General features: G+C 62.6%; 21 protein-coding genes and 3 pseudogenes. 16 read left to right on the plus strand and 8 right to left on the minus strand.

From position 1 onward, the window contains the following. The first annotated feature begins 50 nt into the window (after positions 1-50). The 4 genes and pseudogenes from glgC (at position 51) to BVER_RS03160 (ending at position 5,162) form a co-directional block, all read left to right on the plus strand. Positions 51-1,311: pseudogene (gene glgC, locus BVER_RS03145) on the plus strand (glucose-1-phosphate adenylyltransferase). Positions 1,312-1,372: 61 nt separating this feature from the next. Further along, entirely contained in the window at positions 1,373-2,833 is a 1,461-nt protein-coding gene (gene glgA, locus BVER_RS03150; RefSeq protein ID WP_050452045.1) for a glycogen synthase GlgA, read from the plus strand. Positions 2,834-2,889: 56 nt separating this feature from the next. Then, positions 2,890-3,688 (plus strand): annotated as a pseudogene (locus tag BVER_RS03155) (glucose 1-dehydrogenase). 37 nt (positions 3,689-3,725) lie between these two features. Further along, positions 3,726-5,162: a dihydrolipoyl dehydrogenase gene (locus BVER_RS03160; RefSeq protein WP_050452046.1), complete on the plus strand. Its 1,437-nt coding sequence runs from the start codon at positions 3,726-3,728 to the stop codon at positions 5,160-5,162. Between the two features lie 107 nt (positions 5,163-5,269). Here BVER_RS03160 and BVER_RS03165 read toward each other — a convergent pair whose 3' ends face one another. The 3 genes from BVER_RS03165 to BVER_RS03175 form a co-directional block, all read right to left on the minus strand. After that, positions 5,270-5,626: a hypothetical protein gene (locus BVER_RS03165; protein ID WP_050452047.1), complete on the minus strand. Its 357-nt coding sequence runs from the start codon at positions 5,624-5,626 to the stop codon at positions 5,270-5,272. A gap of 256 nt (positions 5,627-5,882) precedes the next feature. Further along, a complete protein-coding gene (gene mmsB / locus BVER_RS03170; protein ID WP_050452048.1) occupies positions 5,883-6,776 on the minus strand; it encodes a 3-hydroxyisobutyrate dehydrogenase in 894 nt (297 codons plus the stop codon). 13 nt (positions 6,777-6,789) lie between these two features. Continuing rightward, a complete protein-coding gene (locus BVER_RS03175; protein ID WP_050452049.1) occupies positions 6,790-8,322 on the minus strand; it encodes a CoA-acylating methylmalonate-semialdehyde dehydrogenase in 1,533 nt (510 codons plus the stop codon). Between the two features lie 177 nt (positions 8,323-8,499). Between BVER_RS03175 and BVER_RS03180 the strand changes: the two genes are divergently transcribed. The 6 genes from BVER_RS03180 (at position 8,500) to infA (ending at position 13,604) form a co-directional block, all read left to right on the plus strand. Further along, positions 8,500-9,462 carry a LysR family transcriptional regulator gene (locus BVER_RS03180; protein ID WP_050452050.1) on the plus strand — a complete coding sequence of 321 codons (963 nt, stop codon included), beginning with the start codon at positions 8,500-8,502 and terminating at the stop codon, positions 9,460-9,462. A gap of 277 nt (positions 9,463-9,739) precedes the next feature. Next, positions 9,740-10,705, plus strand: a complete 966-nt coding sequence (locus BVER_RS03185; RefSeq protein ID WP_050452051.1) for a M23 family metallopeptidase — start codon at positions 9,740-9,742, stop codon at positions 10,703-10,705. Further along, positions 10,692-11,057 (plus strand): hypothetical protein, encoded by a 366-nt coding sequence (locus BVER_RS03190; protein ID WP_050452052.1) that lies wholly within the window; start codon positions 10,692-10,694, stop codon positions 11,055-11,057. Before BVER_RS03185 ends, BVER_RS03190 begins: the two co-directional genes overlap by 14 nt. A 91-nt stretch (positions 11,058-11,148) precedes the next feature. Next, positions 11,149-11,598: a bactofilin family protein gene (locus tag BVER_RS03195; protein ID WP_050452053.1), complete on the plus strand. Its 450-nt coding sequence runs from the start codon at positions 11,149-11,151 to the stop codon at positions 11,596-11,598. Positions 11,599-11,820: 222 nt separating this feature from the next. Then, positions 11,821-12,798 (plus strand): magnesium/cobalt transporter CorA, encoded by a 978-nt coding sequence (gene corA / locus BVER_RS03200; protein ID WP_050452054.1) that lies wholly within the window; start codon positions 11,821-11,823, stop codon positions 12,796-12,798. A 539-nt stretch (positions 12,799-13,337) separates the two neighbouring features. Then, the gene (gene infA / locus BVER_RS03205) at positions 13,338-13,604 is read left to right on the plus strand and encodes a translation initiation factor IF-1 (protein ID WP_050452055.1); all 267 of its coding nucleotides are present in this window, start codon (positions 13,338-13,340) and stop codon (positions 13,602-13,604) included. 160 nt (positions 13,605-13,764) lie between these two features. Here the strand turns inward: infA and BVER_RS03210 are convergent, their stop codons facing one another. From BVER_RS03210 to zwf, 3 genes are read right to left on the minus strand one after another with little or no spacing between them, the layout of a single operon-like run. After that, entirely contained in the window at positions 13,765-14,640 is an 876-nt protein-coding gene (locus tag BVER_RS03210) for a Cof-type HAD-IIB family hydrolase (protein ID WP_050452056.1), read from the minus strand. Then, on the minus strand, positions 14,640-15,467 hold the full coding sequence (locus BVER_RS03215; RefSeq protein ID WP_232316355.1) for an ROK family protein: 828 nt from the start codon (positions 15,465-15,467) through the stop codon (positions 14,640-14,642). Before BVER_RS03215 ends, BVER_RS03210 begins: the two co-directional genes overlap by 1 nt. Positions 15,468-15,493: 26 nt before the next feature. Continuing rightward, positions 15,494-17,074, minus strand: coding sequence for a glucose-6-phosphate dehydrogenase (zwf, locus tag BVER_RS03220; RefSeq protein WP_050452057.1), 1,581 nt, complete (start codon positions 17,072-17,074; stop codon positions 15,494-15,496). Between the two features lie 194 nt (positions 17,075-17,268). On the opposite strand from zwf, the gene BVER_RS03225 reads away from it, so the two are divergent. From BVER_RS03225 to BVER_RS03250, 6 genes are all read left to right on the plus strand, one after another. Beyond that, entirely contained in the window at positions 17,269-18,117 is an 849-nt protein-coding gene (locus BVER_RS03225) for an arylamine N-acetyltransferase family protein (RefSeq protein WP_050452058.1), read from the plus strand. Positions 18,118-18,171: 54 nt separating this feature from the next. Continuing rightward, positions 18,172-19,878, plus strand: coding sequence for a peptidoglycan D,D-transpeptidase FtsI family protein (locus BVER_RS03230; protein ID WP_050452059.1), 1,707 nt, complete (start codon positions 18,172-18,174; stop codon positions 19,876-19,878). A 118-nt stretch (positions 19,879-19,996) separates the two neighbouring features. Further along, positions 19,997-20,371 carry a hypothetical protein gene (locus BVER_RS03235; RefSeq protein WP_050452076.1) on the plus strand — a complete coding sequence of 125 codons (375 nt, stop codon included), beginning with the start codon at positions 19,997-19,999 and terminating at the stop codon, positions 20,369-20,371. A 13-nt stretch (positions 20,372-20,384) separates the two neighbouring features. Then, positions 20,385-20,672 (plus strand): hypothetical protein, encoded by a 288-nt coding sequence (locus tag BVER_RS03240; protein WP_050452060.1) that lies wholly within the window; start codon positions 20,385-20,387, stop codon positions 20,670-20,672. Positions 20,673-20,971: 299 nt separating this feature from the next. Further along, complete coding sequence (locus tag BVER_RS03245; protein ID WP_050452061.1) at positions 20,972-21,277, plus strand: hypothetical protein; 306 nt, start codon at positions 20,972-20,974, stop codon at positions 21,275-21,277. 180 nt (positions 21,278-21,457) lie between these two features. Beyond that, positions 21,458-21,784, plus strand: coding sequence for a hypothetical protein (locus BVER_RS03250; protein ID WP_050452062.1), 327 nt, complete (start codon positions 21,458-21,460; stop codon positions 21,782-21,784). A 3-nt stretch (positions 21,785-21,787) separates the two neighbouring features. On the opposite strand, the gene BVER_RS03255 is transcribed toward BVER_RS03250, so the two are convergent. Beyond that, positions 21,788-22,633: a formate/nitrite transporter family protein gene (locus BVER_RS03255; RefSeq protein WP_083452024.1), complete on the minus strand. Its 846-nt coding sequence runs from the start codon at positions 22,631-22,633 to the stop codon at positions 21,788-21,790. Between the two features lie 100 nt (positions 22,634-22,733). Next, a pseudogene (locus BVER_RS03260) lies at positions 22,734-23,796 on the minus strand (HoxN/HupN/NixA family nickel/cobalt transporter). Positions 23,797-23,844 lie beyond the last annotated feature (48 nt).

Consider the following 23,844-nt stretch of genomic DNA (forward strand, 5'->3'; position numbering starts at 1 on the left):
AAAACGTAAGCAGAACATCAACCGTCGCAGGTCAAATCAGGAGGCTGAGCATGGAGACGCTTAAGAATCGCACCGATTTGCAGAAGTCGACCCTCGCAATCGTCCTCGCCGGCGGGCGCGGCACCCGGCTCGAGCCGCTCACCGACAAGCGCGTCAAACCCGCCGTGCACTTCGGCGGCAAGTATCGAATCATCGATTTCGCGCTGTCCAACTGCCTGAATTCGGGCATCCGGCGCATCGCCGTCGTCACGCAATACAAGGCTCATTCGCCACTTGCAGCGCGGCTGGGGTTTCCTGCGCGGCGAGTTCAACGAGTTCATCGATATCTGGCCGACGCAGCAGCGCGTCGATTCGAGCTGGTATCGCGGCACGGCCGACGCTGTTTATCAGAATCTCGATATCGTGCGCTCGATCGGCGCGGAATTCGTCGTGGTGCTGGCGGGCGATCACATCTACAAGCAGGATTACACGCGCATGGTGCTCGACCATGTGGAAAGCGGCGCGGATTGCACCGTGGGCTGCATCGAGGTGCCGCGCATGGATGCCGTCGCGTTCGGCGTGATGCATGTCGATGAAAACCGCGTCGTCACCGATTTTCTGGAGAAGCCCGCCGATCCGCCCGCAATGCCCGGCAAGCCGGATGTCGCGCTGGCGAGCATGGGCATTTACGTGTTCAGCGCCAAGTATCTGTACCAGATACTGGAAGAGAACATCATGTCGACGAATACGGATCACGACTTCGGCAAGGACATCATTCCGCGCATCGTCACGATGGGCAAGGCGATCGCGCATCCGTTCAGCATGTCGTGCGTGACTTCGAGCAGCGATCCCGAAGCGCCCGCGTACTGGCGCGACGTCGGTACCGTCGATGCCTACTGGTCCGCGAATCTCGACCTCGCCTCGACCATCCCCGAACTCGATCTGTACGACCGCAAGTGGCCGATCTGGACCAATCAGGAACAGTTGCCGCCGGGCAAGTTCGTGCGCGACCTGAACGGGCAGCAAGGCGCGATCACCAATCTGTTGGTTTGCGGCGGCTGCGTGATCTCCGGATCACAGGTTTCGAAGTCGGTGTTTTCGTCGGTAGTGCGGGTGCACTCGTTCTGTAACATCAATGAGGCAGTCTTGTTGCCGCAAGTGACCGTCGGGCCGAGTTGCCGATTGCAGCGCGTGGTCATCGACCGCGGCTGCACGATTCCCGAAGGTCTCGTGATCGGCGAGGATCCGGAAGAAGACGCCGCGCGATTCTTCCGCACGGATTCGGGCGTCGTGCTCGTTACGCGCGATGCATTGCAGCGGCTGCAGACGTAGCCGACGCCCGCCGCTCGCCACGTTTCATAACACGTAGTCAAACAGATCGACGGGAGCGCCGATGACCGTATGCGTGCTGCATGCCGCAGCAGAGATGTTTCCGCTGTTGAAAACCGGCGGTCTCGCCGATGTCGTGGGCGCGCTGCCGCCCGCGCAATCGCAACTCGGCACGCACGCACGCGTCGTACTGCCGGGTTTTCCCGCCGTGCTCGACGGGCTGAAGAGTCTGGAGACCGTTACCGATCTCGGTCCGGCCTTCGGATTGGGCAACATCACGCTCGAGCGCGGCGTGCTGGAACCGCACGGCGTCGTCGTGTACGTCGTGCGGGCGGATGCGTTCTACGATCGCCCGGGCAATCCGTACCTCGACGCGACGCATCGTCCGTACGCGGATAACGACCGCCGCTTCGCGCTGCTCGGTTGGAGCGCGGCGCGCATCGCGACGGGCGCGGATCCGCGCTGGAAGCCGCATATCGTGCACGCGCACGACTGGCATGCGGGTCTTGCGCCGGCGTATTTGCGGGCGTTTTCGCGCAGCAGCGCGCCGCGCGTCGCCAGCGTGATGACGGTGCACAACCTTGCGTATCAGGGCACGTTTCCGGCGTCGGAGTTCGGCGCGCTGCAATTGCCGGGCGATTTCTTCGCGGTCGAGGGCGTCGAGTTCTATGGACACGTGTCGTTCCTGAAGGCCGGTCTGTATTACGCGGACCGCATCACCACGGTCAGCCCGACCTACGCGCGAGAAATTCAGACGGCGGCTCAAGGCGCGGGCCTGCACGGTCTCCTGCAGACGCGCACGCACGACATCACCGGCATTCTCAACGGCGTCGATTATTCGATCTGGAGTCCGTCCATCGACGATGCCATCGCCGCGAAGTACACGGTCGCGAAACCATCGGCGAAGTCGAAGTGCAAGGCCGCGTTGCAGGAGCGCATGGGCCTCGCCCAAGACGACGGCGCGCTGCTGTTCGGCGTCGTCAGCCGACTGACGGAGCAGAAAGGGCTCGATCTGCTGCTGTCCGCCGTGCCGGATATCGTCCAGCGCGGCGGTCAGCTGGCCGTCCTCGGCACCGGCGATCCGGCGCTCGAAACCGGCATGAAGAACGCGGCGGCGGCGCATCCGGGCGCGGTGGCCGTGGAGCTCGGTTTCGACGAAACGCTGTCGCATTCGATCATCGCGGGCAGCGACGTGGTGATGGTGCCGTCGCGCTTCGAACCGTGCGGGCTGACGCAGCTCTATGCGCTCGCGTATGGCTCGCCGCCGTTGGTGCATCGCGTGGGCGGGCTGGCGGATACGGTCGTCGACAGTTCGCTCGAAAATCTCGCCGACGATATCGCCACCGGCTTCGTGTTCGATACCTTCGACCGCGCGGGCATCGTCGCGTCGATCCGGCGCGCGTTCGCACTGAAGGCGCGCCGCGCGGAGTGGAAAGCCGTCGTCAAACGCGGGATGTCGCAGAACTTCGGCTGGGAAGCGGCGGCGCTGAGTTACGCCGAGGTGTATCAGACGCTGCTGCGCTGATCGGCGGCGGGCGCGCGCCTTGCTTGGCGCATGAGTCGAATCCCCGAGGAACGCTCATGCACCAACCGCTGCAAGGCCAGATCGCGCTCGTGACGGGCGCGAGTTCCGGTATCGGCGAAGGCGTCGCGCAGGCGCTTGCCGTTGCCGGCGCGCACGTCGCCATCAACTATCACTCGCACGCGGAGCCGGCCGAACAGCTCGCGGCGAAAATCGTCGCGCTCGGCGGCGATGCCTTCGCGGTCGGCGCGGACGTCGCCGACGAAGCGCAGGTCGACGCCATGTTCGACGCCGTGATCCAGCGTTACGGCACGGTCGATATCGTCGTCGCGAATTCGGGCCTGCAACAGGACGCCGCGTTTCGCACGATGACGCTCGATCAATGGCGCAAGGTCATCGACACCAATCTCACCGGCCAGTTTCTGACGGCGCAGCGCGCGGTGCGCGAATTCGAGCGACGCAGGCCGCGTCCTGTGTCGAAGGCGCTCGGCAAGATCATCTGCATGAGTTCGGTCCACGAAGTCATTCCGTGGGCGGAACATGTGAACTACGCTGCATCGAAAGGCGGCATCCAGATGATGATGAAGTCGCTCGCGCAGGAAGTCGCGCCGCAGCGCATTCGCGTGAATTCGATTGCGCCGGGCGCGACGCACGCTGATCAACAAGGACGCGTGGGACACGCAGGACGCGCTCGACAAGCTGCTGACGCTGATTCCGTACGGACGCGTCGGCGAAGTCGAGGACATCGGCCGCGCGGCGGTCTGGCTCGCGTCCGACGACAGCGATTACGTGGTCGGCACGACGCTGTTCGTCGATGGAGGCATGACGCTTTATCCGGGCTTCGCGGATAACGGCTGAACGCGCATCGATACATAAAAAATCAACGGGGAAGGCAATGAAAGCAATCACTGTGGATGTGGCCGTGATCGGCGCGGGCACGGCGGGCATGGCCGCTTATCGCGCGGCCTGCGATGCGGGCGCGAAAACCGTGCTGATCGAAAGCGGCGAGTTCGGCACGACCTGCGCGCGCGTCGGCTGCATGCCGTCGAAGCTGCTGCTCGCCGCCGCCAACGGCCTGCACGATGCACGCGCGCTCGCGCCACGCGGCATCGAAGGCACGCATGCGCTCGAAGCGGATATCCGCCGCGTGCTCGACTATGTGCGACGCGAACGCGATTACTTCGTCAACGGCGTGGTGAAGGAAGTGCGGTCGATGGCCGAAGGCGATATCGTGCGCGGACAGGCGCGTTTCGAATTGCCGACCACGCTTGTCATCGACGACCAGACGCGCGTGACGGCCGGGCGCATCGTGATCGCGGTCGGCGCGGCGCCGTTCGTTCCCGACAAGCTTAAAGTGTTCAGCGACAAGCTCATCACGAGCGACCAATTATTCGAATTGCGGACCTTGCCGCGACGCATCGCGGTGTTCGGCGCGGGACCGATCGCGCTGGAACTCGGGCAGGCGCTGGCGCGGCTCGATATCGACGTCTTCATGTTTGCCAAGGGCGGCAGCGTCGCGGCCCTCACCGATACGCCCGTGCGCGACGCGCTTGCCGCGATTCTCGCCGACGAGTTCTATTTCGATCCCGACGCGAAGTTCGACGAGATAAATCTGCGCGACGGCAAGCCGTATATGCACTTCACATCGCCCGATGGCCGCGCGCGTCGCGAGAGCTTCGATCTCGTGCTCGCGGCGACGGGACGCGCGCCGAATCTGAAATCGCTTGCGCTGGAACAGGCGGGCATCGAACTGAACGACAAAGGCGTGCCGATCTTCGACGAAACGACCATGCGATGCGGCGACAGCGCGATCTTTATCGCCGGCGATTGCGACGGCACGCGTCCATGGCTGCACGACGCCGCCGACGAAGGCAAGCTTGCCGGCGACAACGCCGCGCGTTATCCCGACGTGCAGCCGGTCAAACGCAAGGTGTCCTTCTCGATCGTTTTCTGCGAGCCGCAAGCGACGATGGTCGGCGCGTCCTACGACGATCTCGACAAGCAGATGACGGTGACGGGCGAAGTATCGTTCGAATCGCAGGGACGCAGCCGCGTGATGCGTCAGAACCAAGGCCTGCTGCACGTCTACGCCGACGCGAAGACCGGCAAGCTGCGCGGCGCGCAAGGCTGCGGCCCGGCGATGGAACATATCGGCCATTTAATCGCGTGGGCGCTGCAACTCGATTTGACGCTCGATGAAATGCTGAAGCTGCCGTTTTATCATCCGGTGATTGAGGAAGGTTTGCGTAGTGCGCTTAATGATGCGGATAGGAAGTGCTATGAGGAACGTTCGGAAAAGCCGCCTGCGCTTCCGAATGCAGCAGGCTATTAAAAGATCGCTTTTGCAGAGCAATAAAAAAACCGGTGCAGGCTTCGCACCGGTTTTTGATTTCTTAGCGAATAGTCAAACTATTCGCTAAAACAATCCTAAGAAAAAAATCAGCTTCCGCTCAGACCATGTTGCAATGCAAGGTCAAAGCCGAGTACAACCATCGAGCAAAAAAGACCCAAGGTCAAATTGGCCAGTCGATGGCCCACATCCTTGTGCTTGGTCAATACCGCACCGGCGAGGAACGCGATTTCCACGATTACCTGCATGCAGAACACGGCGACCATCAACGCGAACTCGTAGCCCATGGCGTTGAAGTTCATGAAGTTGAAGCCATTCACCGCGACCCAGGATCCTACACGCCAGACTTCGTATGCCAAGAGCAGCAACGGGAAGAAGTAGCTGGCTACATAAGTCGGCACCGTGGCGTGCCGCAATTCCATATTTAAGTGTCGTGTTACTTGCATCGCGTACTCCTCATCTGATTGCCCTAAAGCGCCGGGCGTTTAACTGCACGGTGGCGCGCTAGTGCGTTCGACTTTGAACGGCACACGTGCGTCGTGCTTTAAAAATAGGACAATTTTAGGGAAAGCGAATCATCGTTATCCCGATGATTCCGCCTGTTAAGGAATACGCGAACGCGTTGTGCAATGCAGCTTAATAAGGCGATTAATTCTTTAGACTCGATTCGGCACGCGCGTGCGTGCCGAATTAATTTATCGCTTAGTTTGATTCTCGTTGGGTGTACATCTTGATGATGCCCGAAAAATCAATTCCGCCCAATCCTTGCTGACTCATCGACTGATACAACTGTTGTGCCAGCGCGCCCATCATCACCGGCTGTCTGACGCTGCGGGCCGCGTCGACGGCGAGACCGAGGTCCTTCAGCATGAGGTCCGCGCCGAACCCGCCGCTATATCCGCGCGATACAGGCGCAGTCTCGACAATACCGGGATAGGGATTACACGTATCCGAGCTCCAGCAGCGCCCCGTCGACGTATTGATGATGCTCGCGAGTTTGGCCGGATCGATGCCGAGGTTCTCGCCGAGTTGCATTGCTTCGGCGACGCCGATCATGGAAATCCCCAGCAGCAGGTTGTTGCACAGTTTGGCGATTTGACCCGTTCCGGTCTCGCCGCATCGCACCATGTTTTTACCCATGCCAGCGAATACCGGACGAAGCGTTTCGAACAGCGATTCGTCCGCGCCGACCATGAACGTCAGCGTGCCCGCCTGCGCGCCGACGCCGCCGCCGGACACCGGCCCATCCGCGAAGGGATTGCCCTGCTTGCGCGCCACGTCGCCCACCAGCCGCGCGGTGGCGGGATCGATCGTGCTGCTGTCGATCAGCGGCACGCCTTTGGCCACGCCCGCGAGCACGCCGTCGTCGTTCAGATACACCGCTTTGACGTGCGCGGCGGCGGGCAGCATCGTGATGACGACTTCCGCGCCTTCCACCGCCGCGCGCGGCGATGCGGCGAGCGTCGCGCCGGCCGCTTTCGCGGCATCGAGCGCGAAGGGAACGAGATCGAATGCCGTCACCTGATGACCGGCCTTCAACAGATTCGCCGCCATCGGGCCGCCCATGTGGCCCAGGCCGATAAAACCGATCTGCATGTTCTTCTCCTTATCAGCGCAGTGCGATGGTCGTGTTCACGCCGTCGTTCACCGTGGCGTCGTCGAACCAGCGCGCGGTCACGGTCTTGGTCTGCGTATAGAACTGCACGGCCTGCTTGCCATACGGCCCGAGATCGCCGAGCTTCGAACCACGCGAGCCGGTAAAGCTGAACGCCGGCACGGGCACCGGAATCGGAATGTTGATGCCGACCTGACCGATATCGATTTCGCTCTGGAACTTGCGCGCCGCCGCGCCGCTTTGCGTGAAGAGGCCGACGCCGTTGCCCATCGGATTGCGATTGACCAGCGCGATGGCATCATCGAGCGTATCGGTTTCGACGCAACACAACACCGGCCCGAAAATCTCCGTCTTGTAGATGCTCATGTCGGTATCGACGCCGGTGAAAATCGTCGGGCCGATGAAGTTCCCCTGCTCGTAACCCTTCACGTCGATCCCGCGGCCGTCGAGCGTGAGCGTCGCGCCTTCTTCCACGCCCTTGCCGATCAGCCCGAGAATGCGCTCCTTCGCCGCCTTCGAGACCACCGGGCCGACGTCCGTGTTCGGCTCCGTGCCCGCGTTCACCTTGAGCGATTTCGCGCGCTCGACGAGTTCCGGAATCCAGTCCTTCGACGCGCCGACGAACACCGCCACCGATGTCGCCATGCAGCGCTGGCCCGCCGCGCCGAAACCCGCGCCCGCGAGCGCGTTGAGCGTCTGCTCCTTGTTGGCATCGGGCAGCACGACGGCGTGATTCTTCGCGCCCATCATCGATTGCACGCGCTTGCCGTGCTGGCTCGCGAGGTTGTAGACGTGCGTGCCGACGGCCGTCGAACCGACGAAGGAAATCGCCTTGATATCGGGATGCGTGCAGATCGCGTCCTCCACGTCCTTGCCGCCGTGCACGACATTGAGCACGCCCGCCGGGACGCCGGCCTCGAGCGCGAGTTCGACGAGTTCCATCGTCGACAGCGGATCCTGTTCGGACGGCTTCAGCACGAAGGTATTGCCGCAGACGATCGCCATCGGAAACATCCACAACGGGATCATCGCCGGGAAATTGAACGGCGTGATGCCCGCGCAAACACCGATCGGCTGACGCAGCGTGTACGTATCGACACCGCCCGCGACGTTCTCGGAGAACTCGCCCTGCTGCAGCGTGCTGATCGAGCAGGCGTGCTCGACCACTTCGAGGCCGCGAAAGATATCGCCTTCGGCATCGGCGAGCGTCTTGCCCTGCTCGGCGGTCAGCGTCTGCGCGACGCGCTTCATGTTCTGGCGCACGAGATCCTGAAACTTGAGCATCAGACGCATGCGCACGCCCAGCGGCGTCGTCTTCCAGGTCTGAAATGCCTTCTGCGCGGCGGCCACGGCGGCGTTCACTTCGTCCATCGTCGCGAACGGCACGCGGCCGACGACTTCCTGCGTCGCCGGATTGACGATGTCGCGCCACTCCCGGCTCGCGGATTCGACGAATCGGCCGTCGATCAGCAGTTTGGCGGTGCGGACGGACGCGGACTGCGCCGGATGTTCAGCAGCGATATTCACTGATGTCTCCTGGTTGGAAGGTCATGCGGACGGAAAAAGCGAAGACGCGCCCGGACAGCGGCGGGAAGGAAGGCATGTCGTCTCCGTTATAGGTATCGGCCCCATCTTTTAGAGGCTCGTATCGTCAGTATAGTTATGCAAAAGTCCATGACGGCACTAGAAAAACACCAGATCGATATGCAAAAAGACTCGAAACCGGATCTCGGCAAGATCAACTGGGACGACCTGCGCTATTTCCTCGAAGTCGCCCGCACACAGCGCGCGAGCGGCGCGGCCAAGCGGCTCGGCGTGGATTACACGACCGTCGCACGACGCGTGCGCGCGCTGGAGGATGCGCTCGGCACCCTGCTGTTCGACAAGTCGCGCAGCGGCGGATTCCTGCTGACGGCCGAAGGCCAGCGCCTGCTCGGCTTCGTCGATTCGATGGAAACGACGGTGCAATCCGCGACCGAGCAGATCGGCAACACGGGGCACGCGCTGTCGGGCCACGTGCGGGTCGGATCGACCGAAGGATTCGGCTGCTTTTTTCTCGCGCCGCAACTGGCGCGCTTTCAGGACGCGCATCCGAATATTTCCGTCGATCTGCTGCCGGTGCCGCATTTCGTCTCGCTGTCCAAGCGCGAGGCGGATATCGCGGTGACGTTGGAGCGGCCCGAGCAAGGCCAGTATGTCTATACGAAACTCTGCGATTACCGTCTTCAGCTGTACGCGACGCGCGCCTATCTGGACGCGCATCCCGCGATCCGCTCGAAGGAGGATTTGCGCGGGCATCGCTTCGCCAGTTATATCGACGATCTCGCGTTCAGCTACGAACTGCTGTATCTCGATCGCGCGGTGCCGGGCGCGGTGTCGAACTGGCGCAGCACGAGCGTGATCGCGCAATATTTCGCGACGCTGCAAGGACGCGCGCTCGCGATTCTGCCGTGCTTCATGGCCTCGCCCGACGCGCGGCTCGTGCCCGTGTTGCCCGACGAGATCGTCGTGACGCGCGCGTTCTTTTTGTCGTGTCGCGAGGACTTGCGCAAGCTCAGGCGCATCACGGCCGTGTGGGACTATTTGCGCGCGGCGGCGGAAGGCAATCAGCGCTTTCTGATGGGCGATGCAAACGACATGTCGTGGGTCGATATCGCGTCCGGGTGATATTTCAACGTGACTGACCACGCCCCGATGTTTCGCGCGATCGCTTGCCACAAACGCATTAGCACACCGCAACAAAATTCTACGCAGCCGAATTCGTATAATTTTGTTTCGACATCCCGATGAAACATCATTGCAGGATGAAGCCTGCGGCATAATCGCCGGTCGGTTTCCTTGATCGCCGTTCACACGGCGCATGCATCCCTGTAATTTTTCTTAGTTTTTCCCGTCATCCATCGCGTCCGGCCTTGCGCGCCGGCTCAACCCGCGTCGCACGCTGATGGCCTTCGTCATCTGGTCACGGCGCTCGATGTCGAGCCAGCGCATTCGCTTCGTCGAGGCGCGCACGGCGCGCGTCATCGCGATCATTGCGCTGATCGCGCTGCTCATCGCGGCGCTGGCGCTCGGCATCGCCATCGGCACGACATTCGCGCGCAGTCATCTCGGCGAAGAACAGCAGCTCGCCACGCGCCGTACGTTCGAGATCGAGCAGCTAGGGCGCATCAACGCCGCGCTGATCGAACTCGCGCCGCGCGTAGATCAGCTTTCCGCGCAGGTCGGCGAATTGCGCGGCTTCGATGCACGTCTGAAGAGCGCGAACGGCGTCGGCACGACACCCAACGTACACGACGTGCCGCCTTTGCCCGATGGCGAAGATCCCGCCGCGCTCGATGGCGCGGGCGGCCCCGAACTGCCGCCGCGCACCTGCGATCGCGATCGCACTCGCGAAGGCTCGCCGCGTCAGCGCATGAAGGCGACGGAGAAAGTGCTCGACTGCCTCGATCAACAGGTGTCGATGCTGCAATCCGCCACGCTCGCGCAGTACACCGTATACATGGCGTTCCCCGGCCGCGATCCGGCGCCCGGTTCGCGCTACGGCAATCGCTACGATCCGTTCACCGGGCATCTCAGTTTTCATCCGGGCATGGACCTGGTCGCGCCGACCGGCACGCCGATTCTCGCCAGCGCTGGCGGCCGCGTGATTCAGTCGGGCGAGCGCAACGGCTACGGCAACGCGGTGGATATCCGTCACAGCAACGGCATCGTGACGCGTTACGGCCATGCGTCGAAGCTACTCGTGCATCTCGGCGATTACGTGATGCCGGGGCAGGAAATCGCCGAAGTCGGATCGACGGGCCGCTCCACCGGGCCGCATCTGCACTTCGAAGTGATCGTCGATGGCGCGCAGATCAATCCGAAGCCGTATCTCATGCTCTTTCCGCGAGGTTCGCATGCGCAAGGCTGACGACAAGCGGCTCTCGCTCAAGCTCACGCAACACACCTATTCGCTGACGCCCAAGCGCAGCGCCGCGTACCTGCCCGGCGTGATCGCCGCGGTGTGCGCCGTCGGCGCGCTCGTGGCCGCCGGTCTCGCGCTGAAGAACTCGCGCGAACAGGCCCGCAAACTCGACGTCATGTGCGCGCCGCCGACCTCCGAACAGACGCTGCGCGATCAGTTACAGCACGCGCAGTACGCGCTGGCGCAGGAAGTCGCCACGCGCGAGGCGCTTGAAGCGCGCACGGCGGGCAACGCCGCGCAGATCGAGCAACTGCAAACCGATCTCGCCTTCTACAAGAAGCAGCAGAAACCCAACTGAACCCACCGATCCGTCTGATGCGATCGGGCGCGTCAAACGCAAAGCGCCCACGGTTGCATCGCACACATTTACCGTATCGCAAGGACACGACATGTTTTCATCATCGAAGAAGGAATCGCAAACCGTCAAGCCGGCCAAGCTGTCGACGCTCATCGCGCAGAACGTCCATATCTCGGGCAATCTCGAATTCAGCGAAGGACTGCGCATGGACGGCCAGGTGACCGGCAACGTCTCGGGCCGTCCCGGCGATGAATCGCTGCTCGTCATCAGCGATCAAGGCGCGATCCACGGCAACGTCAGCGCGCACGATGTGATCATCAATGGCCGCGTGGTCGGCAACGTGCACGTCTCGCACTTCGTCGAACTTCAGTCCAACGCGCATGTGCACGGCAACATCTACTATCAGAAGCTGCGCATGGACGTGGGCGCGACCGTCGAAGGCAAGCTGACCAAGAGCGAAGCGATGAAAGCTGCTCAGTCCGTCACGCCCGCGCTCGACTATTCGTCGAGCCTGACGTTGCCGAGTCCCGAGGCAAGCTGAGTACATTAGAGGCTGCCGTGCCTAGCGGCAGCCGTGCGTAAGCAAGCAGGAAAACCGGTCATCCGGATGACGAAGCGCAGGCAACGCATGTCAAATCCGTTAAGATTTAAGGATGAGACAGATGCCATGCGCTCGCGCCTTTCGTCTGCGTTCCGCAATTTGCGTAGCGACAAGCGCCCCTCGACGCGTGGTCCACACACCGACAATACAAAAGGGGCTTCCATGCTGGTCAATTGCGCGGCGTATCAGAACGGACGCAAGCTCGCGGACGTCCATATCGACGATATCAACGCTTATCGCGATCTCCCCGACTCTTTCATTTGGGTTGCGCTGAAAGAGCCCGGCTCCGGCGAACTCGCCCACATGACGCAACAGTTCGGCCTGCACGAACTGGCCGTCGAAGATGCGATGCACGGTCATCAGCGGCCGAAGATCGAGGAATACGGCGACTCGTTGTTCGCGGTGTTTCATACCGTCGAATTCGACGACGAAGACAACGTGCTCGTCGGCGAGATGAACGTGTTCGTCGGCAAGAACTATGTGCTCTCCGTGCGCAACAAGACCACCGAAGGCTTCCAGGAAGTGCGCAAGCGCTGCGAGCGCGAACCGCATCTGCTGAAGCACGGTCCGGCTTTCGTGATGTACGCGGTGCTCGATGCCGTCGTCGACCGCTATTTTCCGGTGCTCGAAGCGCTGGGCGCGGAACTCGACAAGGTCGAGGAGCGCATCTTCGAGCAGAACGGCTCGGCGGCATCGCGCGAGATCATCGAGGATCTGTACTCGCTCAAACGTCAGTTGACGATCCTTCAGCATCACACGGCGCCGCTGCTCGAATCCGTCAGCAAACTGTATGGCGGACGCTCGCCGGGCGTGTGCGCGGGCATGCAGGAATATTTCCGCGACGTGTACGACCATCTGCTGCGCATCGTCAAGACCATCGAGGGACGGCGCGAAATGATCGTCACCGCGATTCAGGTGAATCTCGGTCTGATCGCGCTGGCGGAAAGCGAAGTGACCAAGCGGCTCGGCTCGTTCGCGGCGCTGTTCGCGGTGCCGACGATGATCGCAGGCATCTACGGGATGAACTTCCACGACATACCGGAATTGCAGCTTCCCTACGGCTATCCGCTTTGCATCGCCGTAATGTTTCTGGTCGATCTCGTGCTTTATTACCGCTTTCGAAAGGCAGGTTGGCTATAATGCATGCTGCAGCGCCGTTTTCCGTAGGCGGCGCGCAGTGGCAGGAACTATCGAGCAGCGGAATCGTATAGGAACTTTTTTGCGATTTCGACGGTCTAAAGGGCATGTTGTGCTCCTTAGTTGTCCTACCGAACGAGAGCTTCGAATCGCCGCTGAGCCTTGCAAACAAAGGGTTTGGCCTTATTTGAGGCTTACGGGGTCAAACCCGCGGTTCGAACGGCAGCACACGCTCACCTGACAGCACCGCAAGCAGTATCGCTTCAATCAGCACGTCGGCTTCCTTGCGCGGACCTTTCAATAAGACTCCACTCGCGTATTCGCCGATGTCGCAGTCCCGGCTGTGCCGGAGCCGGAACACCCCGCGCCCGCGGACCGTTCCGCCCGTTCGCGCACGGCCGTCAAGCTCACTTTCGAGCCTGAAAAGTAGTGGCGCGCTCGCCGATCGATACGCGCCCGGTCACGCCTTCGCGTCTTCCTTGCAGCAGGAACAGGACGATGCCTCGGCGAGGCGTCCATTACACCTACTACAAGGAGCCTGTATGGCGAAAGAAGAACTCATCGAACTCGACGGCATCGTTGACGAAGTGCTTCCCGACAGCCGCTATCGCGTGACGCTGGACAACGGCGTCGTCGTGGGCGCGTATGCATCGGGACGCATGCGCAAGAACCACATCCGCATTCTGGCGGGCGATCGCGTTACGCTGGAATTGTCGGTCTATGACCTGACGAAGGGACGCATCAACTTCCGTCACAAGGACGAGCGTTCGGGCGGCGGTGCAGCACGTGCGCCGATGCGTCGTCGTTAAGCTTTCCGGCTTGACAAGCAGCACGAGCAGTAAAGAAGCGCGCCCGGTCCGCGGCATACGCTTCTGATTCATCCACAGCGGATCACCTGAACTTCGACGCGGCCGTAAGCCTGCTTCAGGCCCATACAGCCCGCGTCGACGTCCACTCTCTTCAGCGCCTTCAGCCTTTGCGCAGCGTCAGCAGCGCTTCGATCGCCACCGCGAAACCGTCGTCGTCGTTGCTCGATGACACCAGACTCGCGCCGCGCTGAACCTTTTCCGCCGCCTGCCCCATCGCGATCGATACACCCGCGACGTCGAACATCGCCATATCGTTGCCCATGTCGCCCAACACGGCGATGCGCTCGAGCGACACGTTCGCGCGCTTCGACAGCTCGCGCACCGCCGTGCCCTTGTTCGCATCGATGTGGGTGACGTCGAGGTAATAGGTCTGCGAACGCGCGGCGTGTCCGCGGCCTTCGAGCTGCTTCTCCAGCACGCCTTCGACGCGCTCCATCAGCGCCGTATCCGCATTCGAGCCGACGATCTTGTCCACGGCGTCCAGATCGATATCGTCGAAGCGCTTGACCAGCACGCCGTCATAGCCGACGGTGCGCGTTTCCAGCGGCACGTAAGTGCCGTCCGGATTGGTCAGATACCAGTTGTCGTCGATGAACACCCATGCATCGACGCCATTGGCGGCCAGCGTTTCGAGCGAGGTCTGCACGACATCGCGCGGCAGCTTGTGCGCGGACAACACTTCCCACGTGGCCGGCATCACGAGACTGCCACCGTTATACGAGCCGTAGGGCAGCGTCACCTTCAGCGGATTCACGATATGACGCATGCCCTTGCCCGGCCGGCTGCTCGCCACCGTGAACTGCACGCCGGCGGCGTGCAGGCCCATCACGGCCGCGATCGCGCGATCGCCGAGCGTCTTGTCGGTATAGAGCAGCGTGCCGTCGCAATCGGTGACGACGAGTTCGACTTGCGCGAGCTTTTCGAGCGCGGCGTCGGTATCGCCCGAGACGCTATGCAATCCGTATTTGGCGTCCATCAATGCGAGCCCTCACGCTGATTGAAATGCGGCAATTGCCGCGTCTCGCGCACCGAGTGCGCATGCCACAACCGCGCGCCGCCTTCGATGCCCTTCGAGTTATCCACGACCTCGACATTCGACGGCAGATCGAACTTGAGATGCGCCGAGTTGCCGCCGCCGATCCACAGCTTGTCGAAATTCACGACGACCGTCAGCACCTCGAGCACGCGCTCGACACGCTTGTTCCAGCGCTTCTTGCCGATCTTCTCCTTCGCCGCGTTGCCGATGTATTCGTCGTAGTTCTTGTCCTTGGTGATCGGATGATGCGATAGCTCCAGATGCGGCATCAGCTCGCCGTCGCGGAACAGCGCCGTGCCCGCGCCAGTGCCGAGCGTCAGCACCATCTCGATGCCGCGTCCCTCGATGGCCGCGAGCCCTTGCATCTCGGCGTCGTTGATCATGCGCGCGGGCACGTTGCCAATGCTCTCGGAGATCGTCTGCGCGAGCGGCACGCCCTTCCAGAACTGGTTGCCGAGATTCGGCGCGGTCAGCACGACGTTGTCGCGCACCACGCCCGGAAAGCCGATCGAAATATGCGACGGCTGCTGCTGCGCGACCAGCGGCTTGACGAGCTCGATCAGCGTCTTGATGACGATATCCGGCTTGGTGGGATGCGGCGTATCCACGCGCGCGCGTTCGGTCAGCATCTCGCCGGTGCCCGAGATGACGGCGGCCTTCAGGCCGGTGCCGCCCACATCGATGGCGAGAATGCGATCCGCCTTGACCGCGTCTTTCGACTCGGCCGTGACGTGAGTTTTCTGCTTGGTCTTCGAATCGGTGTGCACGCTTGTCGTCCTTTTTATCGGTGGATTCAGTCTTTCTTTTGCGTTTGCGTATCGGTCAGCGGACGCCATGCGCGGCCATCGGCGGCGAGCAGATCGTCGGCGGCTTGCGGGCCGGCGCTGCCCGATGCATAGCCATGCACGTCGAGCGGCGTATCGGGATGCAGGACTTGATCCACCGCCGCCCACGCCGTCTCGATGCTGTCCGCGCGCTGGAACAGCGTCTCGTCGCCGAGCATGCAGTCGTAGAGCAGCGTTTCATAGCCGACGTTCGCGCGTTCGGCGAAGAAATCGGCGTAATCGAACTTCGAGCGCACCGGCCCGATCTGCATGATCGGTCCCGGCACCTTCACGTTGAAATCGAAGCTCGTGCCGTGCGCGGGATCGATGCGGATCGTGAACACGTTCGGCGTGAGCGACTCGACGGGCGTATCGCGGAACATCAGGAACGGCACGCGTTTCAACTGGATGCTGATCTCCGTGCGCCGCTCCGTCAGCCGCTTGCCGGTACGCAGATAGAACGGCACGCCCGCCCAGCGCCAGTTGTCGATATGCACGCGCGCCGCCGCGTAGGTTTCCGTGCGGCTGTCCTTCGCCACGCCGTCTTCGTCCTTGTAGGCGGGTCCCGGCGGGCCGGCTTCGTACTGACCGAACACGACATCCTTCGCCGACAAGGGCTGGATGGCATCGAAGATATCGGCTTTCTTGTCGCGCACGGCTTCGGCATCGAAGGAATTTGGCGGCTCCATCGCGATCATGCCGAGCAGCTGGAACAGATGGTTCGGCACCATGTCGCGGAATGCGCCGGTCTGCTCGTAGAAGCTGCCGCGCCCTTCCACGCCGATGGTTTCGGCCGCCGTGATCTGCACGTTGTCGATGTACTCGCGGCGCATGATCGGCTCGAACATCGCATTGGCGAAGCGCACGGCGAGAATGCTCTGCACCGTATCCTTGCCGAGAAAATGGTCGATGCGATACACCTGCGTTTCCTGCGCGTACTTGAGGATGCGCTCGTTCAGATCCTTCGCCGAGGCGAGGTCGGTGCCGAACGGCTTTTCGATCACCAGTCGGCGGAAATCGTCGTCCTTTTCCTCGAGCAGGCCGGCTTTCCCAAGATGCTCGACGATCGGCGCGAAGAAGCGCGCGCTCACCGCGAGATAGAACACCACGTTCTGGGTCTTCGCTTTGGACAGACGGTCCTTGAGACGCGCGAAGGTTTCGTCTTCTTCAAACTCGCCGGGAAAATACTCGAGCCGCTGCTCGACCCAGCCCCACGCCTTTTCGTTCAATTGGGACGTGTGGAAGGTGCTCGCCTTGTCGGCGGCGAACTTCTTGAGCGACTGCGTGAGTTCGTCGCGCCAGGCCGACGTCTCACGCTCGCCATGATTCACGCCGATGATTTCCATGCCGTCGTCGAGCAGGCCATCGGCGGACAGGTTGTAGAGCGCGGGCATCAGCAGGCGCTTGGTGAGATCGCCACCGGCGCCGAAGATCACCAGCGTGCACGGCGGCGCGGGATGCTTGCCGGCGCGCGGCTGGTTCGCTTGATCCGCTTGCTTCGATTGCTTCGATTGGTCGGGCTGCTTTGCTTCACTTGCTTGATTCGGCATGACGTGTCGTCCTTTGATCCGTTGCGGTGGCTTCTGGAAAGACCCGCGTCAATGGGGCACAGTTCAATCGAGCCGTGCGCGTCCAGGCGCGTGAAATCGAACGTATGCTTTTTGTAATTATTTTACTTTCGTGTCGTAAAATATGCGCGCCGTTCGGGCTTTCATGGCGCGGCTTCGCAAACCGGGACCTCTCAATGAACGCACAGGACACCTCCATCGATCTTTCCGCGTACTTCGAACGCATCGGCTTTCAGGCCGATGACCGCCCCGCGCCCACGCTCGATACCCTGCGCGCGCTGCATCTGCTGCATCCTCAGACGATTCCCTTCGAGAATCTCGACGTGCTGCTGGGCCGGCCGGTTCGCATCGATCTGGCGTCGGTGCAGCGCAAGCTCGTCGCCAACGGTCACGGCGGCTACTGCTACGAGCACAACCTGCTTTTCCGCAGCGTACTCGAAGCGCTGGGTTTTCGCGTAAAGAGCTACGCGGGCCGCGTGCTGTGGGGCCGCGACGGCGCGAGCATGCCGCCGCGCACGCACATGATGCTGCTGGTCGAACTGGATCACCTGCGCTATCTCGCCGATGTCGGTTTCGGCGGCATGACGCTTTCCGCGCCGATCGTCCTGCAAAGCAATCTGGAGCAGATCACGCCCCACGGCGTATTCCGTCTGCTCGACGGCGAAACCGATGCCGCCGCGCTGCCAGCCTACGTGCTTCAGGCGCGCGTGGACGGCCAGTGGACGTCGATTTATCGCTTCGATCTCGATCCGCAGTATCAGGCCGACTACGAGATGTCGAACCATTACGTGTCGACGTATCGCGAGTCGATTTTCGTGCACAACCTCCTCGCCGCGCGGCTGGCGCCGGGCAAGCGCATCGGCCTGTTCAACCGCGCGATGAGCGTGCACGACGAACGCGAAGGCACGCAGAAACGCGAGCTCGCGGACGTGGAGACGCTGCGTCGCGTGCTGGCCGAGGATATCGGCATTCGTCTGCCGGAAGCGTCCGCCGAACTCGACGCGGCGCTCGGACGATTGCCCTAAGCGAAAGCGCTGAGCGAGTCCCTGAGCAACCCAAGACACAGGCATACCAACACGATGTTCAACAAGAAGAAGACGCGCGGCGGCAGCGATTTCCACACGCATCATCGCAGCGCGATGCTGGCGAGCACGCTGCCCGCGTGGCGCTCGAAGTTCGTCGTGATCGGCCTGTCGGCGGCGTTTCTCGCGCTCGCCGGGCGTGCGTACTGGGTGCAGGTCGTCGATCGCGAGTTCTATATCGGCGAAGGGCAGAAGCGCTATCAGCGCACGATGGCGTTGTCGGCGACGCGCGGGCGCATCGTCGATCGCAACGGCGCGATGCTCGCGGTCAGTCTCGCGACCTACGAAGTCTGGGCATCGCCGAAACTGTTCGACGGCGATCACGGCAACGAGATCGCGCGTCTGCTCGACATGCCGCCGAAGGATCTGCAAAAGCGAATGGACGCGGGCCGCAGCTTCGTGCTGCTGAAGCGGCAGGTCGAAGCGGAGGCGGCCGAGCGCATCGCGCATATCGGGCGCGCGGGCATCACGCTCGTGCCGGACACCAAGCGGTTCTATCCCGAAGGCGAATCGGCGGCGCATATCGTCGGCTTCACCAATAACGAGGATCGCGGGCAGGAAGGCATGGAGCTTGCCGCCGATGCACGCCTCACCGGCGAAGCCGGCCAGCGCGAAGTGATCCGCGACCGGCTCGGCCGCGTGGTGTCGCAGATCGGCGAAACCGATTTGCCGAAGAACGGCGAAACCATTCAGCTGACTATCGACCGGCGCATCCAGCAGCTTGCGCATTCGCAGCTGAAAGCGGCCATCGCGAAGAACAAGGCGCGCGCGGGCAGCGTCGTCGTGCTCGATGCGAAGAGCGGCGAAGTGCTCGCGCTCGCCAACTATCCGAGCTTCGATCCGAACGATCGCGCGCGTCTGTCCGGCGAGCAGTTGCGCAATCGCGCGATCACCGACACCTTCGAGCCCGGATCGACCATCAAGCCGCTGGTCGCCGCGTTGTCGATCGATCTCGGCAAGGTGCGGCCGGATACGCGCATCGATACGTCGCCGGGCACCTTCAAGCTCGGGCCGAACGTGATCCACGATACGTCGAATCACGGCGTGATCAGCGTGTCGGAAGCAGTGCAGATGTCGAGCAACGTCGCGCTGACCAAACTCGCGCTGCAACTGCCCGCGCAAACGATTTGGGAGAAGTATCGCGAGTATGGAATCGGCCGCGCGCCGGAACTGACTTTTCCGGGCGCCGCGACCGGACGGCTGCGCGCCTACCAGCGCTGGAAACCGATCGAACAGGCGACGATGGCGTACGGCTACGGCCTGTCGCTGTCGCTGCTGCAGATCGCGCAGCTCTACACCGCTTATGCGGGCGACGGCCAGTTTCATTCGGCGACGCTGATTCAGGGCGAAGCGCGCCGCGCGTCGCTTCAGGTCACGCAGCCCGCCACCGCGAAGGCCGTGCGCAACATGCTCGAAATGGCGATGGGCGCGCACGGCACCGGACGCGCGGCGGCCGTCGAAGGCTATCGCGTCGGCGGCAAGACGGGTACGGCGCGCAAGCAGATCGGGCGCTCGTATGCGGCCAACAAGTATCGCGCGTCGTTTGTCGGCATCGCGCCGATGAGCGATCCGCGCCTGATCGTCGCCGTGATGATCGACGAACCGTCCGGCGGCACGTATTACGGCGGCACGGTCGCGGGTCCGGTGTTTTCGGGCGTGGTCGGCGCGGCGCTGCCGTTGCTCGGCGTGCCGCCCGACGCGTGATTCCATACGCCCCAGCAAGACATCGGGCGCGGCCCTTGCTGCCCGTCCAACGACCGAACTGTAAGTGCGATGTGCTCTAATGTCGTGCTTCGGACCGAACACCTTCACCGGAATCGCCATGAAAAAACTCGTCGCGGCGCTCGCGCTGCCTTTGCTGATCACCGCCTGCGGCCGCTTTCACAACGAAGACGCGGGCCAGCCCGAAGTCGACACGGCTTCGACCGAAAACAAGGTGACGAGCATTGTGCAATGCCTGACGGACGAAGCGAAGAAGCGCGGCACGCTCTACAAGCAGACGGCCATCCCGCAAGGCGCGATGCTCGAATTCGGCGACTCGAACGTCGTCAAGGTGCGCTTCGACAACGGCGAGACGACCTATCGCTTCTATCCGGGCGAGCGGCATTCGTCGAATCTGTGGATCGAAGGCGCGGGCAAGAAGTGCGCGCCCGGCTCGATTACCGATTCCACCTCGGGCACCAGCATCAAGAACTAACGCAACCGGAAACATGCGCTCGACCAAAGCCATCAGCGCCGTCGAACGGCTCAAGACGCGCAGCGGCAATCCGCACTATGCGGCCGTCTCCATGCCGGGCGGCTATTTCTATCTGATCGAACGCACGCTCGACGGCTCGAAGAAGCTGTCCGAGCCTCTGCCGATGGACGACTTCGTCGCCTTCGTCAACGCCCGCGAACCGGCGAAGCCGCGCAAGGTCAGCAAGCTCGATCAGGCGATGGAAGAACAGATCAGCCGCAGCGGCCGCCCCGGCCGCGACGAGCCGAAACAGCCGGAATAACGCCGAAACGCGCGCTAACGTCCATAAGGCGCGCCGTTGCGCGGCGCAGCATACAAAGAACACGCTTCCTCCCCGATGAATGTGCGATTCCAGACGGAGCACCCTAGCCCCGCTTGCGTACATTTTTGCTAACGGTCGCATCTGTCGCTGAATCGATGAAACGATGACGGCGCAGACACCAGATCGAGCAAGGGCCACCCGCGACGGATAACAACAGGACGCGCGGGTGAACAGGGTGCCTGGGCAAAAGCCAAGACGAACAACAGTCTTGCCATGCTCGGCCGAGAGGAAGACCAGACATGAAAAAGAAAAACAGCGAGACGAGTGGCAGTCTCCTGCCGTCCGCGTTTGCGGATGTCGAGTTGCAGCATATCGAGCGCGCGGTCGCTCAGCTGCGCACGATGAAGCACCATTCCTCCGGCACGCTCAACGTCGATTACTGGCGCGAGCGGCTGACGGCCGTCGTCACGGGCTATGCGCTGGTGCCGGCGCAGAAGCAGCGCATCGAGGCGCTGCGTCTCGCGCTGGACGTGGGGGGCGGCGGCCCGCGCGAGCCGACCAAGCGCGGAAGAACGACCAACAGGCTTTGGGCGAAAGCGGCTTAACCTCCGCTTTCGCCACTCGCGCAATCAAGGCGCGATCCCCACTCGTTCCGCACGAAGCGCTTAAAGGTTCACGCGCTCAGGCGGCACGTTATGCGTCATGCAAGTTGCGTGTATCGAATCTAGAAGCGTCAGGCATCGTTTCTGCTCGAACCAGAGTTCGACAGAATGCCCGGAGCGCTCATGCCTACCCTTCCGATTCACGCCCCGCGCGCGCGCCGAACCCGGCTCGCCGCGACACTTCTCGCCGCGCTCGCCACCGTGTTCAGCACCTACGGCGTCGCGCAGATCACCAACGGTTCCGGCAGCGATAACGCCGAAAGCCGCGCGTCCGATTCGACCCAACGCGCCAATCCATCCGGCAACGCGATGCATGAATCGAACGCGCCGCAATCGAAAGATGCCGCACAGGGCGCGAAGTCCGGCACGGGCAAGAAGACCGAAGGCGCGGGCGGCTTCGACAACGGTCTTTACGGCACCGGCGCGGGCAACAACAGCGCGAAGAAATAACGCTCAGTCCCGACGCCGCGACGCGCCGGCAATCTCCGGCGCGATCGCCGCATGATTGACGATCGCCACCAGCGAAATGCCGCCGATCATATTGCCGATCAGCGTCGGCACCATGAAGACGAGGAAGTAATCCGATACCGTCGCCGCGCCGATCATCACCGCATACGCGGCTTCGACCGATCCGGCGATCACGTGCGTCAGCTTGCTCACCGCGACGGTGTACGTCACGAGCAGAATCGTCAGCAGACGCGCCGAACGCGCGCTCGGCAGCAGCCAGACCATCAGCGCGATCAGCCAGCCGGAGAACACGCCGCGCCCGACCGTCACGCCGAAATCCGCCGACAAGGGCGTGCGCGCGACCTTCGCGAGCGAGTCGCTGACTTCCGGCGAGAACACGCTTTCGATCTGCAGGATACCCGCGAAGATCGTCGTGCCGACGAGATTGAAGAACAGCACGATCGCCCATAGACGCAGCGCCTTGAACAGCGTCTTGAGATCGCGTCGCGTCAGCACGGCGGTCAGCGTGCTTTCGGTGAAAAGCTGCTGCCGTCCGAGGATCACGAACACGAAGCCGATCGTGTAGCCCAGACTCGATACGAGTCCGCGCCAGCTTGTCTCGGGCAGCGCACTTTCCAGAATCGACTGGACGAGAAAAGAGAAGCCCATCGACAGGCCCGCCGCCAGCGCCGACCACATGAGCGCGGCGAAGGTGCGATCCATCGCAGTCTCGCCTTCCTCGCGCACGATTTCGTGGATGACCAGCGGATGCAGCGTCGAATGCTCGGCCGCCTGCTCCTGTTCGTCGCTGTCGAGATGCGGGGAATCCGCGCCGGCTTGCGGCTCGTTCATGATCGTTTTCCGATGAGCCGCCCGATGCTTATGCGGGATGAGCGGACGCATCACCAGAGCATAAATGGTGCCCGGCTAAAGGAAAACGTAAGGCGGGAGCTCAGCGCGCGACGTGGCCATCCAGCGAATCCAGCGAATCCAGCGAATCCAGCGAATCCAGCGAATCCAGCGAATCGTGCGCATCGTAACCGCGCCATTTGTAGATGAGCGCCGACACGATCCAGCAGACCGCGAACAGTCCGACGATGGCATAACCGAGCGCGCCGAAATGCGCGGAAAGCAGCGCGACGACATCCCACGCGCCGCCCTTCAGTTGCAGGCGATCCGCGATCAGCCCGAGCGCCTCGATGCCGCCGACCAGCATCGCGATCAGCACCGAGACCAGCGTCACCGTGAGGTTGTAGTAGAACTTGCGCACCGGCTTCATGAAGGCCCAGCCGTACGCACCTACCATCAACAAACTGTCGGCCGTATCGATCAGCGACATGCCCGCCGTGAACAGCGCCGGAAACACGAGGATCGACCACACCGGCAGGCCGCGCGTCGCTTCGGCGGCGGCGATTCCCATCAGGCCGATTTCGGTCGCCGTATCGAAGCCGAGGCCGAACAGAAAGCCGAGCGGATACATATGCCAGCTTCGTCCGATCAAGCCGAACAGCGGACGCACGATCCGCGCGAGCGGCCCGCCGCCGATGCTCAGCATGTCGGCGTCTTCGTCGCGCAGCGCTTCGCCGCGTCGCACGCGACTGAACGCGCGCCACACGCCGCGCAGCACGAACAGATTCATCGCCGCGATCGCGAACAGGAACAGCGCCGACACCGACGTGCCGATCAACCCGCCAATGTCGCGGAACTGCGCGAAGCGATCCTGCACGGCGAGCGCCGTCGCCGCGATCAACGCGGTGGCGAGCACGACGACCGGAATGTCCGAGCGAGAAGAACACGCCCGCGTAGAGCGGCCGCTTGCCCTGCTGCATCAGCTTGCGCGTGACGTTGTCGATGGCGGCGATGTGATCGGCGTCGACCGCGTGACGCAGGCCGAGCGAGTACGCGAGCAGCGACGTGCCGAGCAGCAACGGATGATGATGGAACGCGATCAGCGCCCAGGCCCAGGCCCAGGCCCAGGCCCAGGTCAGCAGATTGAAGGCGATCAACGCGCCGATCGACGTTTGCCGAAGCGCGTCGGCTCTACTGTGGGCTTCGAAGACATG

Origin of the sequence: Candidatus Burkholderia verschuerenii, assembly GCF_001189365.1 — a bacterium.
Classification (GTDB): Bacteria; Pseudomonadota; Gammaproteobacteria; order Burkholderiales; family Burkholderiaceae; genus Caballeronia; species Caballeronia verschuerenii.